At 49.9% G+C, this 16,160-nt stretch carries 15 protein-coding genes; all 15 read right to left on the bottom strand.

Going from position 1 to position 16,160, the window contains the following annotated elements:
- Position 1: 1 nt before the first annotated feature.
- The gene (locus ACAN55_RS11440) at positions 2–1,102 is read right to left on the bottom strand and encodes a glycosyltransferase (protein ID WP_379132292.1); all 1,101 of its coding nucleotides are present in this window, start codon (positions 1,100–1,102) and stop codon (positions 2–4) included.
- A gap of 82 nt (positions 1,103–1,184) precedes the next feature.
- On the bottom strand, positions 1,185–2,324 hold the full coding sequence (locus ACAN55_RS11435; protein WP_379132290.1) for a glycosyltransferase family 4 protein: 1,140 nt from the start codon (positions 2,322–2,324) through the stop codon (positions 1,185–1,187).
- A complete protein-coding gene (locus ACAN55_RS11430) occupies positions 2,318–3,511 on the bottom strand; it encodes a glycosyltransferase family 4 protein (RefSeq protein ID WP_379132287.1) in 1,194 nt (397 codons plus the stop codon). The genes ACAN55_RS11435 and ACAN55_RS11430 overlap by 7 nt, the downstream gene beginning before the upstream one ends.
- A complete protein-coding gene (locus ACAN55_RS11425; RefSeq protein WP_379132285.1) occupies positions 3,498–4,352 on the bottom strand; it encodes a glycosyltransferase family 2 protein in 855 nt (284 codons plus the stop codon). Before ACAN55_RS11425 ends, ACAN55_RS11430 begins: the two co-directional genes overlap by 14 nt.
- Positions 4,353–4,382: 30 nt before the next feature.
- Positions 4,383–5,768, bottom strand: coding sequence for a lipopolysaccharide biosynthesis protein (locus ACAN55_RS11420; RefSeq protein ID WP_379132282.1), 1,386 nt, complete (start codon positions 5,766–5,768; stop codon positions 4,383–4,385).
- The gene (locus tag ACAN55_RS11415) at positions 5,734–7,221 is read right to left on the bottom strand and encodes an O-antigen ligase family protein (RefSeq protein ID WP_379132279.1); all 1,488 of its coding nucleotides are present in this window, start codon (positions 7,219–7,221) and stop codon (positions 5,734–5,736) included. The genes ACAN55_RS11420 and ACAN55_RS11415 overlap by 35 nt, the downstream gene beginning before the upstream one ends.
- A gap of 2 nt (positions 7,222–7,223) precedes the next feature.
- Positions 7,224–7,979: a WecB/TagA/CpsF family glycosyltransferase gene (locus ACAN55_RS11410; RefSeq protein WP_379132276.1), complete on the bottom strand. Its 756-nt coding sequence runs from the start codon at positions 7,977–7,979 to the stop codon at positions 7,224–7,226.
- Complete coding sequence (locus ACAN55_RS11405) at positions 7,976–9,322, bottom strand: O-antigen ligase family protein (RefSeq protein ID WP_379132273.1); 1,347 nt, start codon at positions 9,320–9,322, stop codon at positions 7,976–7,978. Before ACAN55_RS11405 ends, ACAN55_RS11410 begins: the two co-directional genes overlap by 4 nt.
- Before the next feature lie 9 nt (positions 9,323–9,331).
- Positions 9,332–10,273: a glycosyltransferase gene (locus tag ACAN55_RS11400; RefSeq protein WP_379132270.1), complete on the bottom strand. Its 942-nt coding sequence runs from the start codon at positions 10,271–10,273 to the stop codon at positions 9,332–9,334.
- A 19-nt stretch (positions 10,274–10,292) separates the two neighbouring features.
- Positions 10,293–10,931, bottom strand: a complete 639-nt coding sequence (locus ACAN55_RS11395) for a sugar transferase (protein ID WP_379132424.1) — start codon at positions 10,929–10,931, stop codon at positions 10,293–10,295.
- A gap of 91 nt (positions 10,932–11,022) precedes the next feature.
- Entirely contained in the window at positions 11,023–11,910 is an 888-nt protein-coding gene (gene galU, locus ACAN55_RS11390; RefSeq protein WP_379132268.1) for a UTP--glucose-1-phosphate uridylyltransferase GalU, read from the bottom strand.
- A gap of 178 nt (positions 11,911–12,088) precedes the next feature.
- Positions 12,089–12,730, bottom strand: coding sequence for a CpsD/CapB family tyrosine-protein kinase (locus tag ACAN55_RS11385; RefSeq protein ID WP_379132265.1), 642 nt, complete (start codon positions 12,728–12,730; stop codon positions 12,089–12,091).
- Positions 12,714–13,448, bottom strand: a complete 735-nt coding sequence (locus ACAN55_RS11380) for a YveK family protein (RefSeq protein ID WP_379132263.1) — start codon at positions 13,446–13,448, stop codon at positions 12,714–12,716. Before ACAN55_RS11380 ends, ACAN55_RS11385 begins: the two co-directional genes overlap by 17 nt.
- A 311-nt stretch (positions 13,449–13,759) precedes the next feature.
- The gene (locus ACAN55_RS11375) at positions 13,760–14,395 is read right to left on the bottom strand and encodes a response regulator (protein ID WP_379132260.1); all 636 of its coding nucleotides are present in this window, start codon (positions 14,393–14,395) and stop codon (positions 13,760–13,762) included.
- A 60-nt stretch (positions 14,396–14,455) separates the two neighbouring features.
- Positions 14,456–16,102, bottom strand: a complete 1,647-nt coding sequence (locus tag ACAN55_RS11370; RefSeq protein WP_379132257.1) for a sensor histidine kinase — start codon at positions 16,100–16,102, stop codon at positions 14,456–14,458.
- Positions 16,103–16,160 lie beyond the last annotated feature (58 nt).

The following is a 16,160-nucleotide window of genomic DNA, read 5'->3' as shown; positions in this document are numbered from 1 at the left end:
CTCATCCTCCTTTTAGAAAGTTAACGTATGCCTGTTCGACATATTGCTTGAAATTGATCATGAACGACTGCTCATCGAATTTTTGCGCATGACGTGTAATTTGGCCAATGTCCCACGAGTAAGACTCCACTCGCTTGATGGCTTCCAGTAGATCGTCAACCTCCTGATGTTCAAAAAAAACACCGTTGACGTAAGGAATAATGGTATCTAACGCTCCGCCGGCCTGATAAGCGATGACTGGTCTTCCCGCCGCATTCGCCTCCAGTGGAGTGATGCCGAAATCCTCTTCACCGGGGAAAATAAGGGCCCGGCACTGTGCCATAAGCCCAGTAACCTGTTCATCCTCCAGCCTGCCCAGGAAGGACACATTCCCTTTAGCCATACCTTCCAGGCGCTTGCGGTCCGGACCATCACCGACAATGTAGAGCTTCAGACCGTTGCGGTTAAAGGCTTCTACTGCCAGGTCAATTCTTTTGTAAGAAACGAGCCTGGAGACGATCAGGTAGTAATCACCAATGGAGGCTGAACTGGTAAATCGTGCCGTGTTGATCGGCGGAAAAATAATATCGGCGTCCCGGTGATAATAATTCCGGATCCTTGTCTTCACCACGGAGGAATTGGCCACGAACTGGTTCACATTCTTGGAAGTCCGCTGATCCCAGTTCTTAAGCTGCTGCATATAGATTTTCAGCAGTCTTTTGAACAACCCCGAGTTGGACTGCCGTTCCATGTAGGTGTCATAGTCCCATGCGAACCTCATTGGAGTGTGGCAGTAGCAGAGGTGAAAGGTAGACTCAGGAACTTGGATGCTTTTCATAAAAGCACTGCTGGAGCTCAACACGATGTCATAACCTCGAAAGTCCAAGTCACGGATAGCCATCGGATAAAGCGGCAGCATCCCTTTGAAATTGGTCTTCACGCCCGGTACCTTTTGCAGCCAGGAGGTCCGGATATCCGCATCTTTGAGATTATCAGTCAGGCCGCTGCCGTTAAAAACGGTTGTGAAGATTGGAGCTTCCGGGTACATATGGTGGAAGACCTCCACCACTCTTTCCGCTCCGCCCATTTGGATTAAGTAATCGTGCGCTATCGCAATTTTCATGTGAATCATCCTCAAAGTTTTATGGAGCAGCAGCATCGTTATTCAAACGGAATAGGGAAGCTCTTGCCAGTGACCGAAATAGTCAGATACCAGCCAGCAAGCCCTTGTAGTAATCGACGATGTCCCTGACCGTATTCTCTATTACAAAATGCTCCTTCACCCGCTTCACACCATTGTCGGCCATCCTTCTTCTCTCCTCAGGGTGATCCAGCATCCAGCGTATGGATTCTGCGAGCAGCCCGGGGTCACCCGGCTGAATCAGCAATCCCGTCTCACCCGGCACCACAATTTCGACTGGTCCACCCTCATTCGAAGCAATGACCGGAAGCCCGGCTGCCATGCCTTCAACAATAACCTGACCAAACGGTTCAGGTGTTATCGAGGTGTGGATCAGCAAATCAGCTTTGTTCATGAGTCCTTGTATATCATCCACGTGTCCCAGAAGGCTCACATTCGATAATTCATTGTTCTCGATCGTCTGAATCAGTTCTTTCTTGTACTCGTCTTCACCGAACAGCGCATCCCCGGCCAGCCAGAATTTCACGCGCGGATCATGCCGGAATTCCTTCGCGGCTTCAAGCAGAACATGCTGGCCCTTCCACTGCGCCAGCCTGCCGACCAGCAATACATTGAATTCAGGCTGATCCCGTCTGCCGATTCCTCCGCCAATGGCTTTAGCGAATGCGGAGTAGACCACAAGCGTTTTTTTGGTTCGGGGCAGTTCCAGTGCATTTAGCGTGGAGCGGGAATTGGCAATGACTCCGTTCGGCAACAGCCGCGATAGGAGCCGGATGGCTTTGGCTACTACCGGTTTTAAATAAGGAGCTCCGATATGGTCACGGATATGCCAGATGAGTGGTATTCCCGCTTTTTTTGCGGCAATGGCTCCGTATAGCGCAGACTTTAATGAGTTGGTGTGCACGCAGTCCACTTGCTCTTCCTTCAGCAGCGGAGCAAGCCTTCGGCCGTAAGAGAGCAATTTAAGTGCCGCACCGGGAGCTCCCAGGTTAACGGTATTGCGGCCGCGCGAGCGTACACTTTCATCGAGAGGAATAATGCGGACATCAATGCCTTTCTCCCGCAAGCGTTCCGCCAGTACGCCTTCTTCCGCAAGAATGACCAGCGGATGAATCTCATCACCAATGTTGGTCAATAGGTTAAACAAGGCGACTTCGCCGCCACTCCATCTGGCGGTGTGGTCAATATAAGCTACCCTCAGCATCCTGCCGCCACCTCCTTTCCGAGTGCTTCCCGGAACACAGCCTCTACTCCGTCTGCCACATGCTCCCATGTATATCTCTCAAGCACATGGTTCCGGCATTCCTCCCGGCTGGGAAGCAGCTTACGGTTGCTCAGCATATGGATAACTCCATCAGCGATGTCCTCGCTGGTAGAACCCTTGAACAGAAGCTCCGGACGAAAGCTTTGCAGGATCTCCTTGTTCCCCCCGACCGGTGTGGCCATGACCGGAAGTCCACTGGAGAGAGCCTCAACGGTGATGAGACCAAATCCTTCAAGCGCCTGCGACGGAACCACGAAGAGGTCAGCCGCCTGGTAGTACGCTGTCAACTCATGATCCGGAATATAACCGAGCAGTCTCACTTTATTGCTGAGGCCGTAATCAGCGATTTTCTCCTCCAGCTCTCCCCGCAGCGGACCTTTGCCGCCGATCAGGAGGATCGCATGGGGGAAGCGCTCTGCTACCTGCTTCCAAGCTTCCAGAAGTTGCAGTAGTCCCATCCGGTTGACCAGTCTTCGCACGGTCAGTACGGTGGTCGCTCCTTCCGGAAGGTTCAGCGTTCTGCGGATCGCAAGCCGGTTGGTTGCCGGAACAAATCTGTCCACGTTGGCCGCTCCCGGGATGACGATAATTTTATGAAGCGGTACTCCATGCAATTCATGCAGAATATCCCGGAACGTTTCACTGAGTACGATGAACTTATCCGCCAGTTTGTAGGCTCTTCGCTCAATCGATTTCGCTATCGTTGTCTTGACCCTGTGCTTAATGCCTTGGCCTTCGATCTTCATCTCTTCATTCCAGGGTCCATGGAAGGTCATTACGACAGGAATTCCCCGTTTCTTGGCTTCCATGGCCGGGCCGATACCGTAGGGTGCAAAGTGGGTATACAGGATATCAATCCGTCCGCTGCCTTCTCCCATCAGATCCGCCGCCTTGCGCTGGAAAGCATCCTTACGCTTCCAGATTCCGTCTTTAGGATCACCTGCGTTGTGAATGATCAGTTCCTTTGGGGTGGATGGTGTCTCTTGGCTGCAGATCAGCGCGTGCACCCGATTGTGTAAGGAGAGCTGCTCACAGACGGATTTGAAATACGTATTCAGTCCGCCTGGCTGGAGGGACGGCCAGCTTAGCCCAGTCGTCATAATGTTCATTCCGTCACTGTACGGCATAGCTTCTCTCCCCCTCTTTCTCCTTCTTGGCCTGCCCCGCCGCATTATGCGAGGCCAACCTATTCTTGCTTGTAAGCTCATAATGCTTGAAGCCGACCATGAATTCATACATCACCCAGAAGACAGATACTGCGAAGCCGGATAACCCTTTTTTGAATAAGCCATGCAGAAAGTATTTCTGCAGAAAACGCGCAGGCGGCCGGAGCAGCAGATGAGAAATCCGAAACGGCTTGCCGCTCGCATAAGCGGTTTCTGCCTCAAGATCGGTGTACTTGTTGAAGCGGGCCACATGATCATTGATGCTGCGGAAGCCCTGATGCCAAAGCACACCCTTCAGTTGTACCGTCCGGTCCTCTTCCACTTCAGGCATTTCATGTACCAGACTGTTGCGGATACCGTATTGTCTCCGGTTGTATAGCCGAACCAGATATTCACCGCGGTCCAGCCATCTGCCAAGGAAATCACCAATCCGGTAGAGGGAATAGGCAACCGTTATATCCGTTAATCCACGCTTGCGCTCAAGAAGGTCCGCAGCCAGTTCGTCACTGACCACTTCGTCAGTATCAATCAGAAAGACCCAGTCATGGACGGCGCGTTCCACCCCGTATTCCCTTTGCTTTGCGTATCCGGGCCACGGGTTGACGAATACCCGGCAATTCAGACTTTTGGCGAGCTGCACTGTCCCGTCTGTACTTCCCCCGTCAATAACCACAATCTCATCGGCAAAAGCTCTGCAGGACTGAATCGCATTCGCTATCCGAATCTCGTCATCCTGCGCTATGATGACCACTGATATCGGGTAACTGCCGGAGCCGCCAAGCACGCTTGTTTCTGAATCCATGATGTTCCCTCCTTTGGCTGTGCAGATTTCTTACAGGCTTTCATCCATGGGCTTTTTGCGGATGTAGGAATTCATTGTCGTCTTCATCCATCCTATATCCTGACTGTTAATCAGCAGGCGGGGGATCTTCACCTTCAGGTTAAATCTGATGTTCAGAATGATAAATCCGAACCGTAATACCGATGAGCTCAGCATCGCAATACCCGCTCCCATAAGACCAAACTTCGGAACCAGCAGGAACAGCAGCGGTATAACCAGAATCAAGCCAACTCCTTGAAGAATTGAGACAAACTTTGGTTTACCCAGCGCCATGAATGCCTGAGCCAGAATGATGGTCCCGCCGCTGATCGTTACTTCTAACAACAGAAGCCGGAAGACAGTAAGTGCAGTATTGAAATCCTTGCCGTACAGCAGTGGAATAACAAAAGGTGCAACGAGCATCAGTACTAGCGAACCCAGAAGGGTGAAGGTGGTGCTGATCCTAAAAGCTCTGAACGTAAGACTGATTGCTTCCTCTTTGGACAGCTCGGAAGCCTTGGGGAACAGTACCACGATGATTGAATTTGAGAAAAAATTGACCATCCGCGACAGGCTTACTGCTACGGCATATAGCCCCAGGTCAGCGGGTCTCAGGAGCCCGGCAATTACGATCTGATCGATATAATAGGAGAACTGGCCGAGAAGATCATTGCCGTAGGAACCAAGTCCGTAGGTAAAGAGTTTCTTGAACTGCACGTATTTACTGTGCATCTTGCCTTTGTAGGTGCGGAGCAACAGGATCGTCATCCATATAAAGAGCGGCACCGAAGGTACAAGATAGGCAAGTGCGGTTGTAAAAGGGTTAATGGTTCCGGTCAGGATCAATATCCCGATGAATGCCAGTGTCAGAAGAGGGATCAAATACCGGAGAAAGTTGAATTTCTTGTAATCCCCCCTGAACTGAAAGGCAGCATTGTTGACCTGCGACACAACGATCAGGGGACACAAGATCATCGACCATTGGGCGAATAGCACAACCTCCGGGCTGAAGGACTTCAGCCAGTAAGGCAGAACCACAATACCAATGATCATTGCAAGTACACCAAAGCCTAATCCAATCAGCAGGGCCATCCGGTAGAGGATGCCTGCATCCTCCGGGTTCTTCTTGGCATTGTAGATCAGCGCCGAAGGAATCCCAAAACTAAGGCTGAACGCCAGAAATTGTGACCAGTTCGCCATAGCTGTCTGCTCGCCCCTGCCTGACGGACCAAGATAGCGGGCGGTCAGCACACCGGTCAACATGTTGATCAGAAGAATCAATATGCTGACGAACATGGTCTTAACGGCTGCTGAGCTGTTGCCCTTGCTTCTGGTGAAATGCCGGAGAGAAGACCAGACCGAGTTAATGGGAAATGATTTTGCGTTCAATTGCTGCATGTTTGGTTCCCTTCTTTCTGCTGTCGATAACCTCTTTGGCGCTGAGGCCAAGGCCTATCAGCATCCAGATTAAGTATCCTTTTAGTCCGGGAAATCCATTATCTGAAATGAGACTTGCGATCGCCCCGGTCCAGGTTGCCAGCGCCAGCCGGGCATACGGCTGATGGCTGTCTTTGCGTGTCACTCTGACAAATATCTGTTTAACGACTGCACCCAGTCCGCTGAAGAACAGGACCGCTCCGGCAACACCGAAGGTTAGCAGCAGGGCGATGAAGCCGTTATCCATGACTCCGTATTCGCCAAGCTCCCCGCCGTTACCAATCTTTGTCCCTTGCCCTACACTGCCGATCCCTTGACCTACGGGGTTTGCAGCGACCATCGGCAGCATGTTCTGCCATAAACCCAGCCGTTCATTGTAGGAGTGATCCTCCTGCACAGAGGTCAGCGTCTCCATCCGGGCCACAAGTCCCTCGGCTCCCGGAAGTTTAGGTACGATCCAGAAGAGCGCACACCCGACAAATGCAACTTGGAGCAGTGTCTTCCATTTACCTTTAGATGGAGATGAACCGATGTAGACCAGCAGCATAACCAGCAGCACCAGCCAAGCCGAACGCACCAGCGTGGTGAGAAGACAAACCACGACGAGCAGTACACCTATCCAGCGCAGCGTGCCCTGCCACTTCTTCTCCAGGATCATAGGCACTAACGCGAAGACCAGGAAGGTTGCGGCAGGTCCCGGTGAATTCAGTGTGGAGAACACTCTGATCTCCAGCGGATACGGAGTTCCAATGGACATCATATCCGCATGATTCATCCAGAAAGCATCCCATGGCGGAACCGTTAAATATTGAACAATTCCGTATATGGATACAAGCACTGCGATGTTCGCGTATGAATACAGCAGACGGTCAATATCTTTTGCGGAATATTGCGTTACTGCAAAGTACGGGATAAGCAGCAGCGGAACGATATAGTTGGCCAGATCGTATACCGAGCCCATTCCGTTCTTAGCCAGACCAATCAGGGTTCCGTAGGCCAACGCAGCCGCAAACAGCAGGATAATTCGGCTCCAGGAGCGTTTAATCCGGTGAATCTCCCGCAGAACCGGTATGGCCAGCGTAGCTCCAGTCAACAGTGGCGCGAGACTGAGCAAGGATACCGAATGATACACACCTTCCGTCCAGTCGGAAATCCGGCGAAGCTCTGGGGCAATGGCCCAGACCAGCAGGGTGTAGGAGACGAGCAGCCGCGGTTTAAGCAATGCGAGCAGGAAGGCGGGAAACAGAATTCCGGATAAAACTACACCTTGCAGGCTGATCGAAGCACTGAGCTTTGCACTGGCGAACCCGATCATAAGCGGAAGCAGGATGCTGATTGCAACTCCTATGCCCATAATTCCCGCCGTTTTAAGGGTTGCCCTGGATGTTAGTGTTTCGCCGTCCCGGCTCAGCATGTTCATACCCTCCTCCGCTTGCGCAGCTCCTTGAGCAGCAGAACCAGGAACTGGGCATCATCGACCAGATATCTCTTCCATAGCCGGCCCGGTTCCTGGCTAAGCCTCCAAAACCATTCCAGTCCGGTTCTCTGCATGAAATCCGGCGCCCGCTTGACCGAACCTGAGAGAAAATCAAACGTCGCGCCTACACCAATAGATATGGGAGCCTGATAGGACGTGTAATGACGGTAGATCCATTTCTCCTGTTTGGGTGCTCCAACGCCGACGAATACAATATCCGGTTGGCTTTCGGTAAGCATTTCGATGATCCGTTTATTCTCTTCCTCATTGTTCTCAAAGCCATAGGATGGTGAGTAGCAGCCTACGACATTGATCTGAGGATAGGCCGCCTTCAGGTTCATCGTCGCTTTCTCCGGTACACCCTCTGCTGAACCCAGAAAGAACAGCCGGTATTTTCTCTGCTCGAAGGCATTGCCCAGACGGCTGAACAAGTCAGCACCGGATACTTTCTGCTTCAGTGGTTTGCCAAGCATCCTTGAAGCCCAGATCAGCGGCATCCCATCCGCGACCACTGCTCCAGCTTCTGAATAAATGGTTTGGAATTCCTTGTCTTTCCTGAGCTTGATGACATGATCGACATTGCAGGTCAGAATATAGGTTTGATTTCTTTCCTGAATCGCCCGGTCAATGTAATCAAGCAGATCCATGAAATCATAGTTATCGAAATTGACATCGAACATATTTACTTGGTTCATCGTATCACTTCTTTTTGTGGGGAATCGGCCTGCTGTGAAGATCGGTACAGACAGTTCAGGTACCAACAGAACGGAATTATGAATTGGACCGTCGACAGCGTATTATCAGAAAAAGAGTAGATTAGAAAGGCTGCAATAAAGAGAACGTAATAGGGTTTGACCGGCGGCGCCAAAGCTCTGTAAATCAGAATAAACACAGCCAGCAGGGACAGCAGCAGTAGTATGGCACCGATGTATCCCCCATCGAAATAAAAGCGGATGTACTCGTTATGAGGAACGACAAACCCTTTATACAGCGTTCCGTCATTCGCTACCGTTACTGCGCCGAGCCCTCTTCCTGTCCAGGGAGAACCCGAGGCTTTATTCAGAAAAAACTCCCAGGCTTCCGCCCGTCCCGACAAATCAATGCCCGTCTCCGTTGATCGTTCAAAGGAACGTTTCTTCAAATTGTCCATCTGCATAAACACTGCGGCTGAAATAACCAGAACCGAGCAGATGAGCGGAATCAGGAAATACGTTTTGCCTTTGAGGTATTGGCGGAGGATATCGAAAAAGTAGTAGAGCAGCATCAGCACAAGGGCCAAGATCGGTCCCCGCGTACCCGTTCCGATCAGGATCAGGAAATTCAAGGCCAGCATCATGTAATAAAAACGTTGGGACTGCGGATTTCGCTTGATTTCGATAAAAGATACTGCGACCCCGATAAAAGCGAGCATCGCCAGATGAGCCGGAATATTCGCACCTTGTATCCGTACGGCCCCCGTAAATTCCACATCCAGCAGATTGTGCAGATGCGCAGCCTGCAGAAGGATCCCAGCCAGTACGCTCACTGCCGGAAGCAGGCAGATCAAGCGGATATGAACTTCTGCGACTTCCTTTTTCCAATTGATCAGGAGAAAAACAAAAGGCAGCGACAACCCGATAAACGCTTTGATGGCAATGGCCGAAGTCATCTGCGGCAGCCATATCGAGAATACAAAGGTAATGAATACCAAGGCCACCATTACCCATAGTGGATGGCTAAGCCGGAACCGCAGTCCGCTTACCAGAATGCATGGAACCAGGAGCGCTACGATCACAAGCTTGTAAAGTGACAGGATTTCAACTCCGAATAAACTACCGGGATAGAGAAAATTGATTGAAATCGCCGTCGTCAGCAGTGCGAAGTAGCTGATCAGCTCGGGGCGTGAAATCGCAACGGCCAGAAGGATAACCATGGATACTGCGAGTACGGTAAGCAGAGGCTCAAATATGACTGCCGTTCCTAGAAGCAGAGGGGACAGAATCAAGAGCATCCCGTACGGCAGAGCGTTCATTTTGGAGGCCCACTGAAAATTAGTCATGTCTTTTCCTCACCCCGCTGCGGATTCCCTCTTCCGGTTCCAAATCATATAAAGCGTTCCACGGATGCTCTCAAGCCGGCATCGGTTCAGAAGCTTGCGCCCCTGGCTTCTCGAGAGAATAGAATCCCCCAGGATATAGATGATCTTGGCAGCTGTTTTGGCAAGCAGCAGCAGATTCCCTTTCAGGCCCCCCTGTTTCATGGCATTGGAGATCCCTTGGCTGTAATACCGTTTCATAATCCAGTCTTCCGTCAACCGGCTCGCCGGTACGAAATGGTCAACCGCCATCAGCGGATGATATAAGATCTTGTGTCCCTGCCTCTGTAATTCCCCGAACAGCCAGGCCTCCTCGCCCGATATCAGGGATTCGCCTTTACGTCCCAGCTCCAGAGGAAACAGGCTAATGTCGAATACAATTTTACGCATCGCCATGTTGGCTCCGCAGGGATGCAGGCGTCCGGGATATTCCTTGATCCTGTTGCCCAGATCGACAATGGTGTAGGGGAGCTCGAATGGCTTGATCAGCCATTCCGGCCGTTTGCTCTCAAAGATCGGGAATATTTTCCCGCCCATTGCCATGACTTCCTCCCTCTGCGTAAAGGTATCCACTATTGTGGTTATCCAAGTTTGGCAAGGGATGGCATCATCATCAAGAAAAGCGATAAGCTGTGACTTGGAGGCCAAAATTCCGGTGTTCCGTGCGGCGGACAGTCCCTGAACCGGCTCCATAATGTAGCGAACGTCGATATCATCTACATGACTTGCAATAAATTCTCTGACCACAGCTTCCGTGTGGTCCGTGGAACGGTTATCCACGATAATGATTTCGGATAATCCGAGATTCTCCAGCGGCACCAGGGACTGCAGCGTTTGGTTAAGCAAGCCGGCCCGATTGTAAGTACAGATGATAATGGAAAGCTTGGGAACGACTCCGTATTCACGCATCGGCATTCACCTAATTCCCATAAAATTAATAAGCGTCCTTCGATCCAAGGAGCATCCAGCCTGTTTTGGCGATTATCTTCAAATCCAGCATCGTGCTGCGGATTTGAATGTAGGTTAAATCTAGCTGCACCATTTCCTCGAACCCGACACTATTTCTCGCATTGACCTGCCAGTATCCGGTACAGCCTGGGGTTACCGTGAGACGCTGCTTATCGTATTCGGTGTATTGTGCCACCTCTTCCGGGAGCGGCGGTCGTGGTCCTACCAGACTCATATGACCCACCAGCACATTCCATAGCTGAGGCAGTTCATCAATGCTTGTCTTGCGCAGGAATTTACCGGTCCGTGTAATCCGGGGGTCATTCTTGATCTTAAACATCGCACCGCTGACTTCGTTCTGGGCCAGCAGGTTTTTCTTCAGCTCTTCGGCATTCGATACCATCGATCTGAATTTATACATCGGGAACATCTTCTCATTCTTGCCCACACGGTTCTGCCGGAAGAACACTTTACCTTTGGGATCTTCCAGCTTGATCAGAATAGCGATTACTACGAATAAGGGCAGCAGCACGAAGAGTCCAAGTGCGGACAACACAACATCAATGATCCGTTTCAGCATCAGGTACGCATCCGCTTGTTTTGAACCTTCCTCGGCATGCAGCATGTAAAGTTTCGGCAGGACGTACTCATAATCTTCCGGCAGTTTTTGCATGCTCATTTCCCCTCATTCCTCCTTAAAATTAAGTGAATCTGGTTCAACCCGTTATTGGTTGCTCCGCCTTCTTCAGGTATTCCGCCATCGCGTCCATCACCGGAAATCTTAAATCCTTGCTCTGTAAGGCAAATTCAAGCGTGGTCAAAATATATCCCAGCCGCTCACCCACATCGTACCTCGTTCCATCGAAGTTGTAGGCGTATACCCGCTCACTCTGATTGAGCTTCTGAATCGCGTCAGTCAGTTGAATCTCGCCTCCGGCACCCTTCTCCTGCAGGTCCAGATACTTGAAGATTTTTGGTGTGAATACATACCGTCCCATGATCGCCAGATTGGAAGGAGCCGTGCCAAGCGGTGGTTTCTCGACAAAATTATTAACCCGGTACAGCCGGCCGTCCTGCAGGTCAGGCTCGATAATCCCGTAGCGGTTGGTAAGTTCGTCGGGAACTTCCTGAACACCGATAACCGAATTCTGAGTTTCCTCATACTGCTCAATTAACTGCTTCAGGCAAGGGGTATTGCCGGTTACAATATCATCACCAAGCATTACGCCAAAGGGTTCATCCCCGATAAATCGTCTGGCGCACCAAACCGCGTGGCCCAGTCCTTTCGGTTCCTTTTGCCGGATGTAATGAATCTCGACCTTGGATGAACGCTGCACTTCTTTCAGCAGCTCCAGCTTCCCATCCTCCAAGAGGCGCGATTCCAGTTCAAAGGCATTATCGAAATGATCCTCAATCGCCCGTTTTCCTTTACCGGTAACAATAATGATGTCCTCGATACCGGAAGCAATCGCTTCTTCCACGATGTATTGAATCGTAGGCTTATTGATAATCGGCAGCATTTCCTTAGGCATTGCTTTAGTTGCGGGAAGAAAGCGCGTTCCTAGCCCGGCTGCGGGGATAATAACCTTTTTGACCTTTTTCATCGCACTTTACCTCCTAAAAGTTTTGATAGCATAAGCTTCATTGGGATACTTCGCAAAACTCGCATCGGAAGCATAAACCAAAGTTTTGATAGCATAAGCTTCATTGGGATACTTCGTAAAACTCGCTTCGGAAGCATAAGCCAAAGTTTTGATAGCATAGACTTCATTGGGCAAGAACTCACTTCGCCTGATTCATGGCGATGCCGAGAATTTTGGAGCCGGCCTGTTCCAGCAGCGCCTTGGCCTTGCGGAGGGCTTCCCGCTTGGATTTGCCGTATCGGGCGACAAGGATCACACCGTCACTATATGGTGCAAGTATCCGGGCATCGCTGTATTCTACGGCGGACGGTGTGTCGATAAGGATGAGTTCATGGCTTGCTCTCAGTTCTTCCAGCAATGCTGCCATCTTCTCATTGCCCAGCAGATCCGGAGGACTTACTTTGGTTATTCCGGCGGGAATTACACTCAGGTTGGCAAGGCTTCCGTAAGCCGCAATATCATCCGATGACTCCATTCCGTTCAGGTAGGCCACAAGACCTTCACTGCCTTCTACTCCGAATATGGCATGTAGACCAGGATTTCTGAGGTTGCAATCAATGACGGCGACCTTCTTGCCGTCCTGGACAAAGGATACTGCCAGATTGGCGAGTAAGGTTGTCTTCCCTTCACCCGTCTCCGCTGAAGTGAAGAGGAGTACAGTCCCTCTTCCGCTGCTTAGAAGTCCAAGGTGCCGGATGTAGGTCCGAAGGGACCGGAACGATTCAGAAATATACGACGAGGGACTGCTGTCTGTGATCAGACTGTTATTCAGCCGTAACATAAGCGCCCTCCTTTACCCTTGATTTGGCCGATTTGCCCATGTCTCGTTTGCGGATCACAGGAATTGTGGCGATTACCGGAAGGCCCAGGTCATGCTCAGCTTCCCTCTCGGTGCGCAGTGTATTATTAAGAGTTTCCATTAGCAAAATGATTCCCAGTGCCGCCATCAACGCTACCACAAAGCTGATAATGAGATTCATTGTGAAACTGCTGTTGGACGGGCTAGGCTGATCAGCCGGATCGGCCGGCGTCAGGAACGTTACATTGTCCAGCTTCATCAGCGAAGGCAAGCTCCGGATGAATGTCTGCGAAACGGCATTTACGATCCCTGCTGCCTGTGCGTAATTCTCGTCCTCTACGCTGATATTAATGACCTGGCTTTTCTCAGAAGAACGGATACTCAGTTTTTGTCTGATCTGCTCCTCCGTTAAGCCAAATTCTGGGTGGGCCGCCACTACATTTTTCATAATCGTCGGTGAGGTGAGGATTTCCTTGTAGCTCTCGATCAGATTGAGACTGAAGTTCAGATTGTTAAGATCATTACCGTCAGGCACGCCCGCAACATTGTTGACTAGCAACTGACCAGAAGCGGAGTAGACCGGCACAACGAAGTTTTTGCTGACGTAGTAGGTTGTTGCACAGGAGATTAAAACAAAGATGGTGATAAGCCACAGCTTCTTTTTAATCAGATTAATGTAATCCAGAATCGTCTTCTCCACTGTAACCCTCCTTCCGTAAAGTTCTGTTCTGAAAACAATCATGAAAGTTTCAGTTATCTTGCTTTTATTCTATCAATGACGGACTTGTCCCACATGGCTCATAGCATCACTTTCCTTTTCACTTTGGAGTAAGGCCTTCTACTCCTTACGGATAGTCCATGGTATACATTAGTACCATATGAAAATATGAAAGCGTACCCATGTAAAATCAGATCAAAACACATAAAAAAGACGACTGCCGCCCTGGGGCAACAGCCGTCTTAAGATAAATAAAAGCCTCTGCGAAATCGCTGAGGCATCACCGTTAAAGCTTATTCGTAAGACATCTCATATTTAGTAAGACCTACCGCATTGGCATACAGTGCAGCTTGTGTACGATCAGCAACCTGCAGCTTAGCCAAGATCTGGCTGACATGCTTCTTCACCGTAAATTCGCTGATGTATAGGCGGGAGGCAATCTCCCGGTTGCATGCTCCCTGTCCAAGCTCGATCAGTACTTCTTTTTCCTTTGGCGTCAATTCATCCGTCGGATTGCTTACATTCATCCGCATTTTATCCTCCATGAGTCCGGGATCATAATATTTACGCCCCTTGTGGACCAGTTGGATCGCAAACAGAAGTTCTTCCGGCAAGGCTTCCTTCAGGACATAGCCATCAACCAGAACCTCCTCCGCTTTCAGGAAATCCTCACGGCTTGCAGAAGATGTGAGCAGAATGAATTTACTTGTAATACCGCTGATGCGAGCCATCTTGATGACATCAAGTCCGGATTCATCAGCTAGTTTCAGATCAATCAATACAAGATCCGGTTGTGTATCCTTCAATACACGTAGCGCTTCGGGGCCATTCGTTGCTTCGCCGGCAAACTCCACATTGGGTTGCATAGAGATGACTGCAGCCAGTCCTCTTCTCACCAAGGGGTGATCATCTACAATGACGATTTTCATTGAACGACCTCCTAAAAGTTTTGCGATGCAAAACTCGTTTCGTAAGCATATGCTTCTAGATTATGCGTTCTTTAATTCGGCCACACCGACAGGTATCGTAATCATAATTCTTGTACCCGCAGCCTCATTGCTGGTTAGCTGGAAATCGCCGCCCAGAGACTGGCTTAAATACTGCATGTTCTTCATACCAAGGCCACCCGTATTGTCCTCTGACTCTATCCACAGCAGGCTGGTATCAAAACCTTTGCCGTCATCGCTGACCGAGAGCTTTATCCATTTCGGCTTCAGAGACAGCTCCACTTCTATCCTCCTGGCAGCGCCATGACGAATGGCATTGCCTGTAGCCTCCGATATAATCCGGAAAAGGGCTTTGTGATAAGGATAGGGAAGGCTGAAATCATCCCCCGTTATTTTAAGTTCGATTTCCACATCGTTAAGTCTCGACAGGCTCTTCAGATGTGATCTGACCATACCAAGCCATGTCGGCCCTCCGCTCTTCTTCGAGCTCAGGCTGTAAATCGTAATCCGCAGCTCTTTGGCGACCTTGGTTGCTGAATCATGGATAAGTTCAATTTGCTCTTCCAGCTGGGACTCCGTCATCTTCTTCCAGGTCTGTTTCAGTGAATGTGTGGCATACACAATACCAAAGAGACTCTGTGATACACTGTCATGCATTTCATCTGCGATCCGGTTCTGCTCGTTAGTGATGATCAGCCGGTTCTCGATTACCCCTAGCTCATGCCGTTCAAGGATAATCGCACTCAGCTCGGAGAGAAACATCAACTGCTGGATATACCATCTCCTGCCTTCGAGTCCTTCCGCCGCATCCAGCCTGACACCAATCAATCCTACAAACCGGGTGCTCATCCGGACAGGCATCAGCAGAAAATCACCGAGTCCCGGTAGGCTTTTAAATACAGGCTCACGCTGAAGCCTCCATTCATGCTCATGCTTTTCCAGCTCCGCGAACAGAAATGCTTCCTCCTGTTGCTGCCAGCCGGTCTGCCGGCTTTCCGGTGCAGGCTCTCCGCTTTTTTTGGCGAACCAGAACAAGGCTCTCTCCAGCTTAGTCAGTTTCACAACATAGTCGGTGATGACTTGCCCAATATTCATGAAATCATGCTGGCTCGATGTTTCCACGATGTTGTAGAGCGATTTGATATGCTCCATCGTTTCATTTGTCCGCGCATTGGCTTCTTCGCGCTGGCGTTTCATCCGCACAACTATTTGCATAATAGTAACCGTAAGTACCAGGGCTAGAAACAGATTGCCGTTATTTAATATTGCTGATGCGAAGGAATTGTGCGGCGAATCCATAAAAAGATACGTGAAAATAACCGTTACTCCCACATATGCAAAGAGTAAATTCCATCCGAAATATAAAGAAAAAGACCCGGCAGCCAGAAGAATGGGGTTAAGTACATAAAGTTTGAACGGACTGTCATATCCACCAGTAAGAAAAGTTAAAAGAACAATACCCGCAATTTCTGTACTCACGACAAGCATTAACATCCGTGGGTTGTTGGAGAGCCTTCGATATGCTAGTACGAATCCTCGAGCGAGGACAAACAGCAATATAATAATCAGGGATTTATAGAGTAGGGAAGGCTCCGTATCTTTCAGGACAAACATTAGCGAAGTGATGGATAAAGAAACAATTCTGTAAAAAGAGAACACCTTGTCTTCCGAAGTTGATCTAATTTTCATCCTACCACCCTATTCTCCAGTTTTGTGGAAAATGCGAGGTTAAGTTGTTCTTTATTAA

Origin of the sequence: Paenibacillus oryziterrae, from assembly GCF_042610485.1 — a bacterium.
Lineage (GTDB): Bacteria > Bacillota > Bacilli > Paenibacillales > Paenibacillaceae > Paenibacillus_AQ.
Note: the sequence above shows the minus strand (reverse complement) of the source record. Positions and strands in the feature narration are given on the sequence as shown.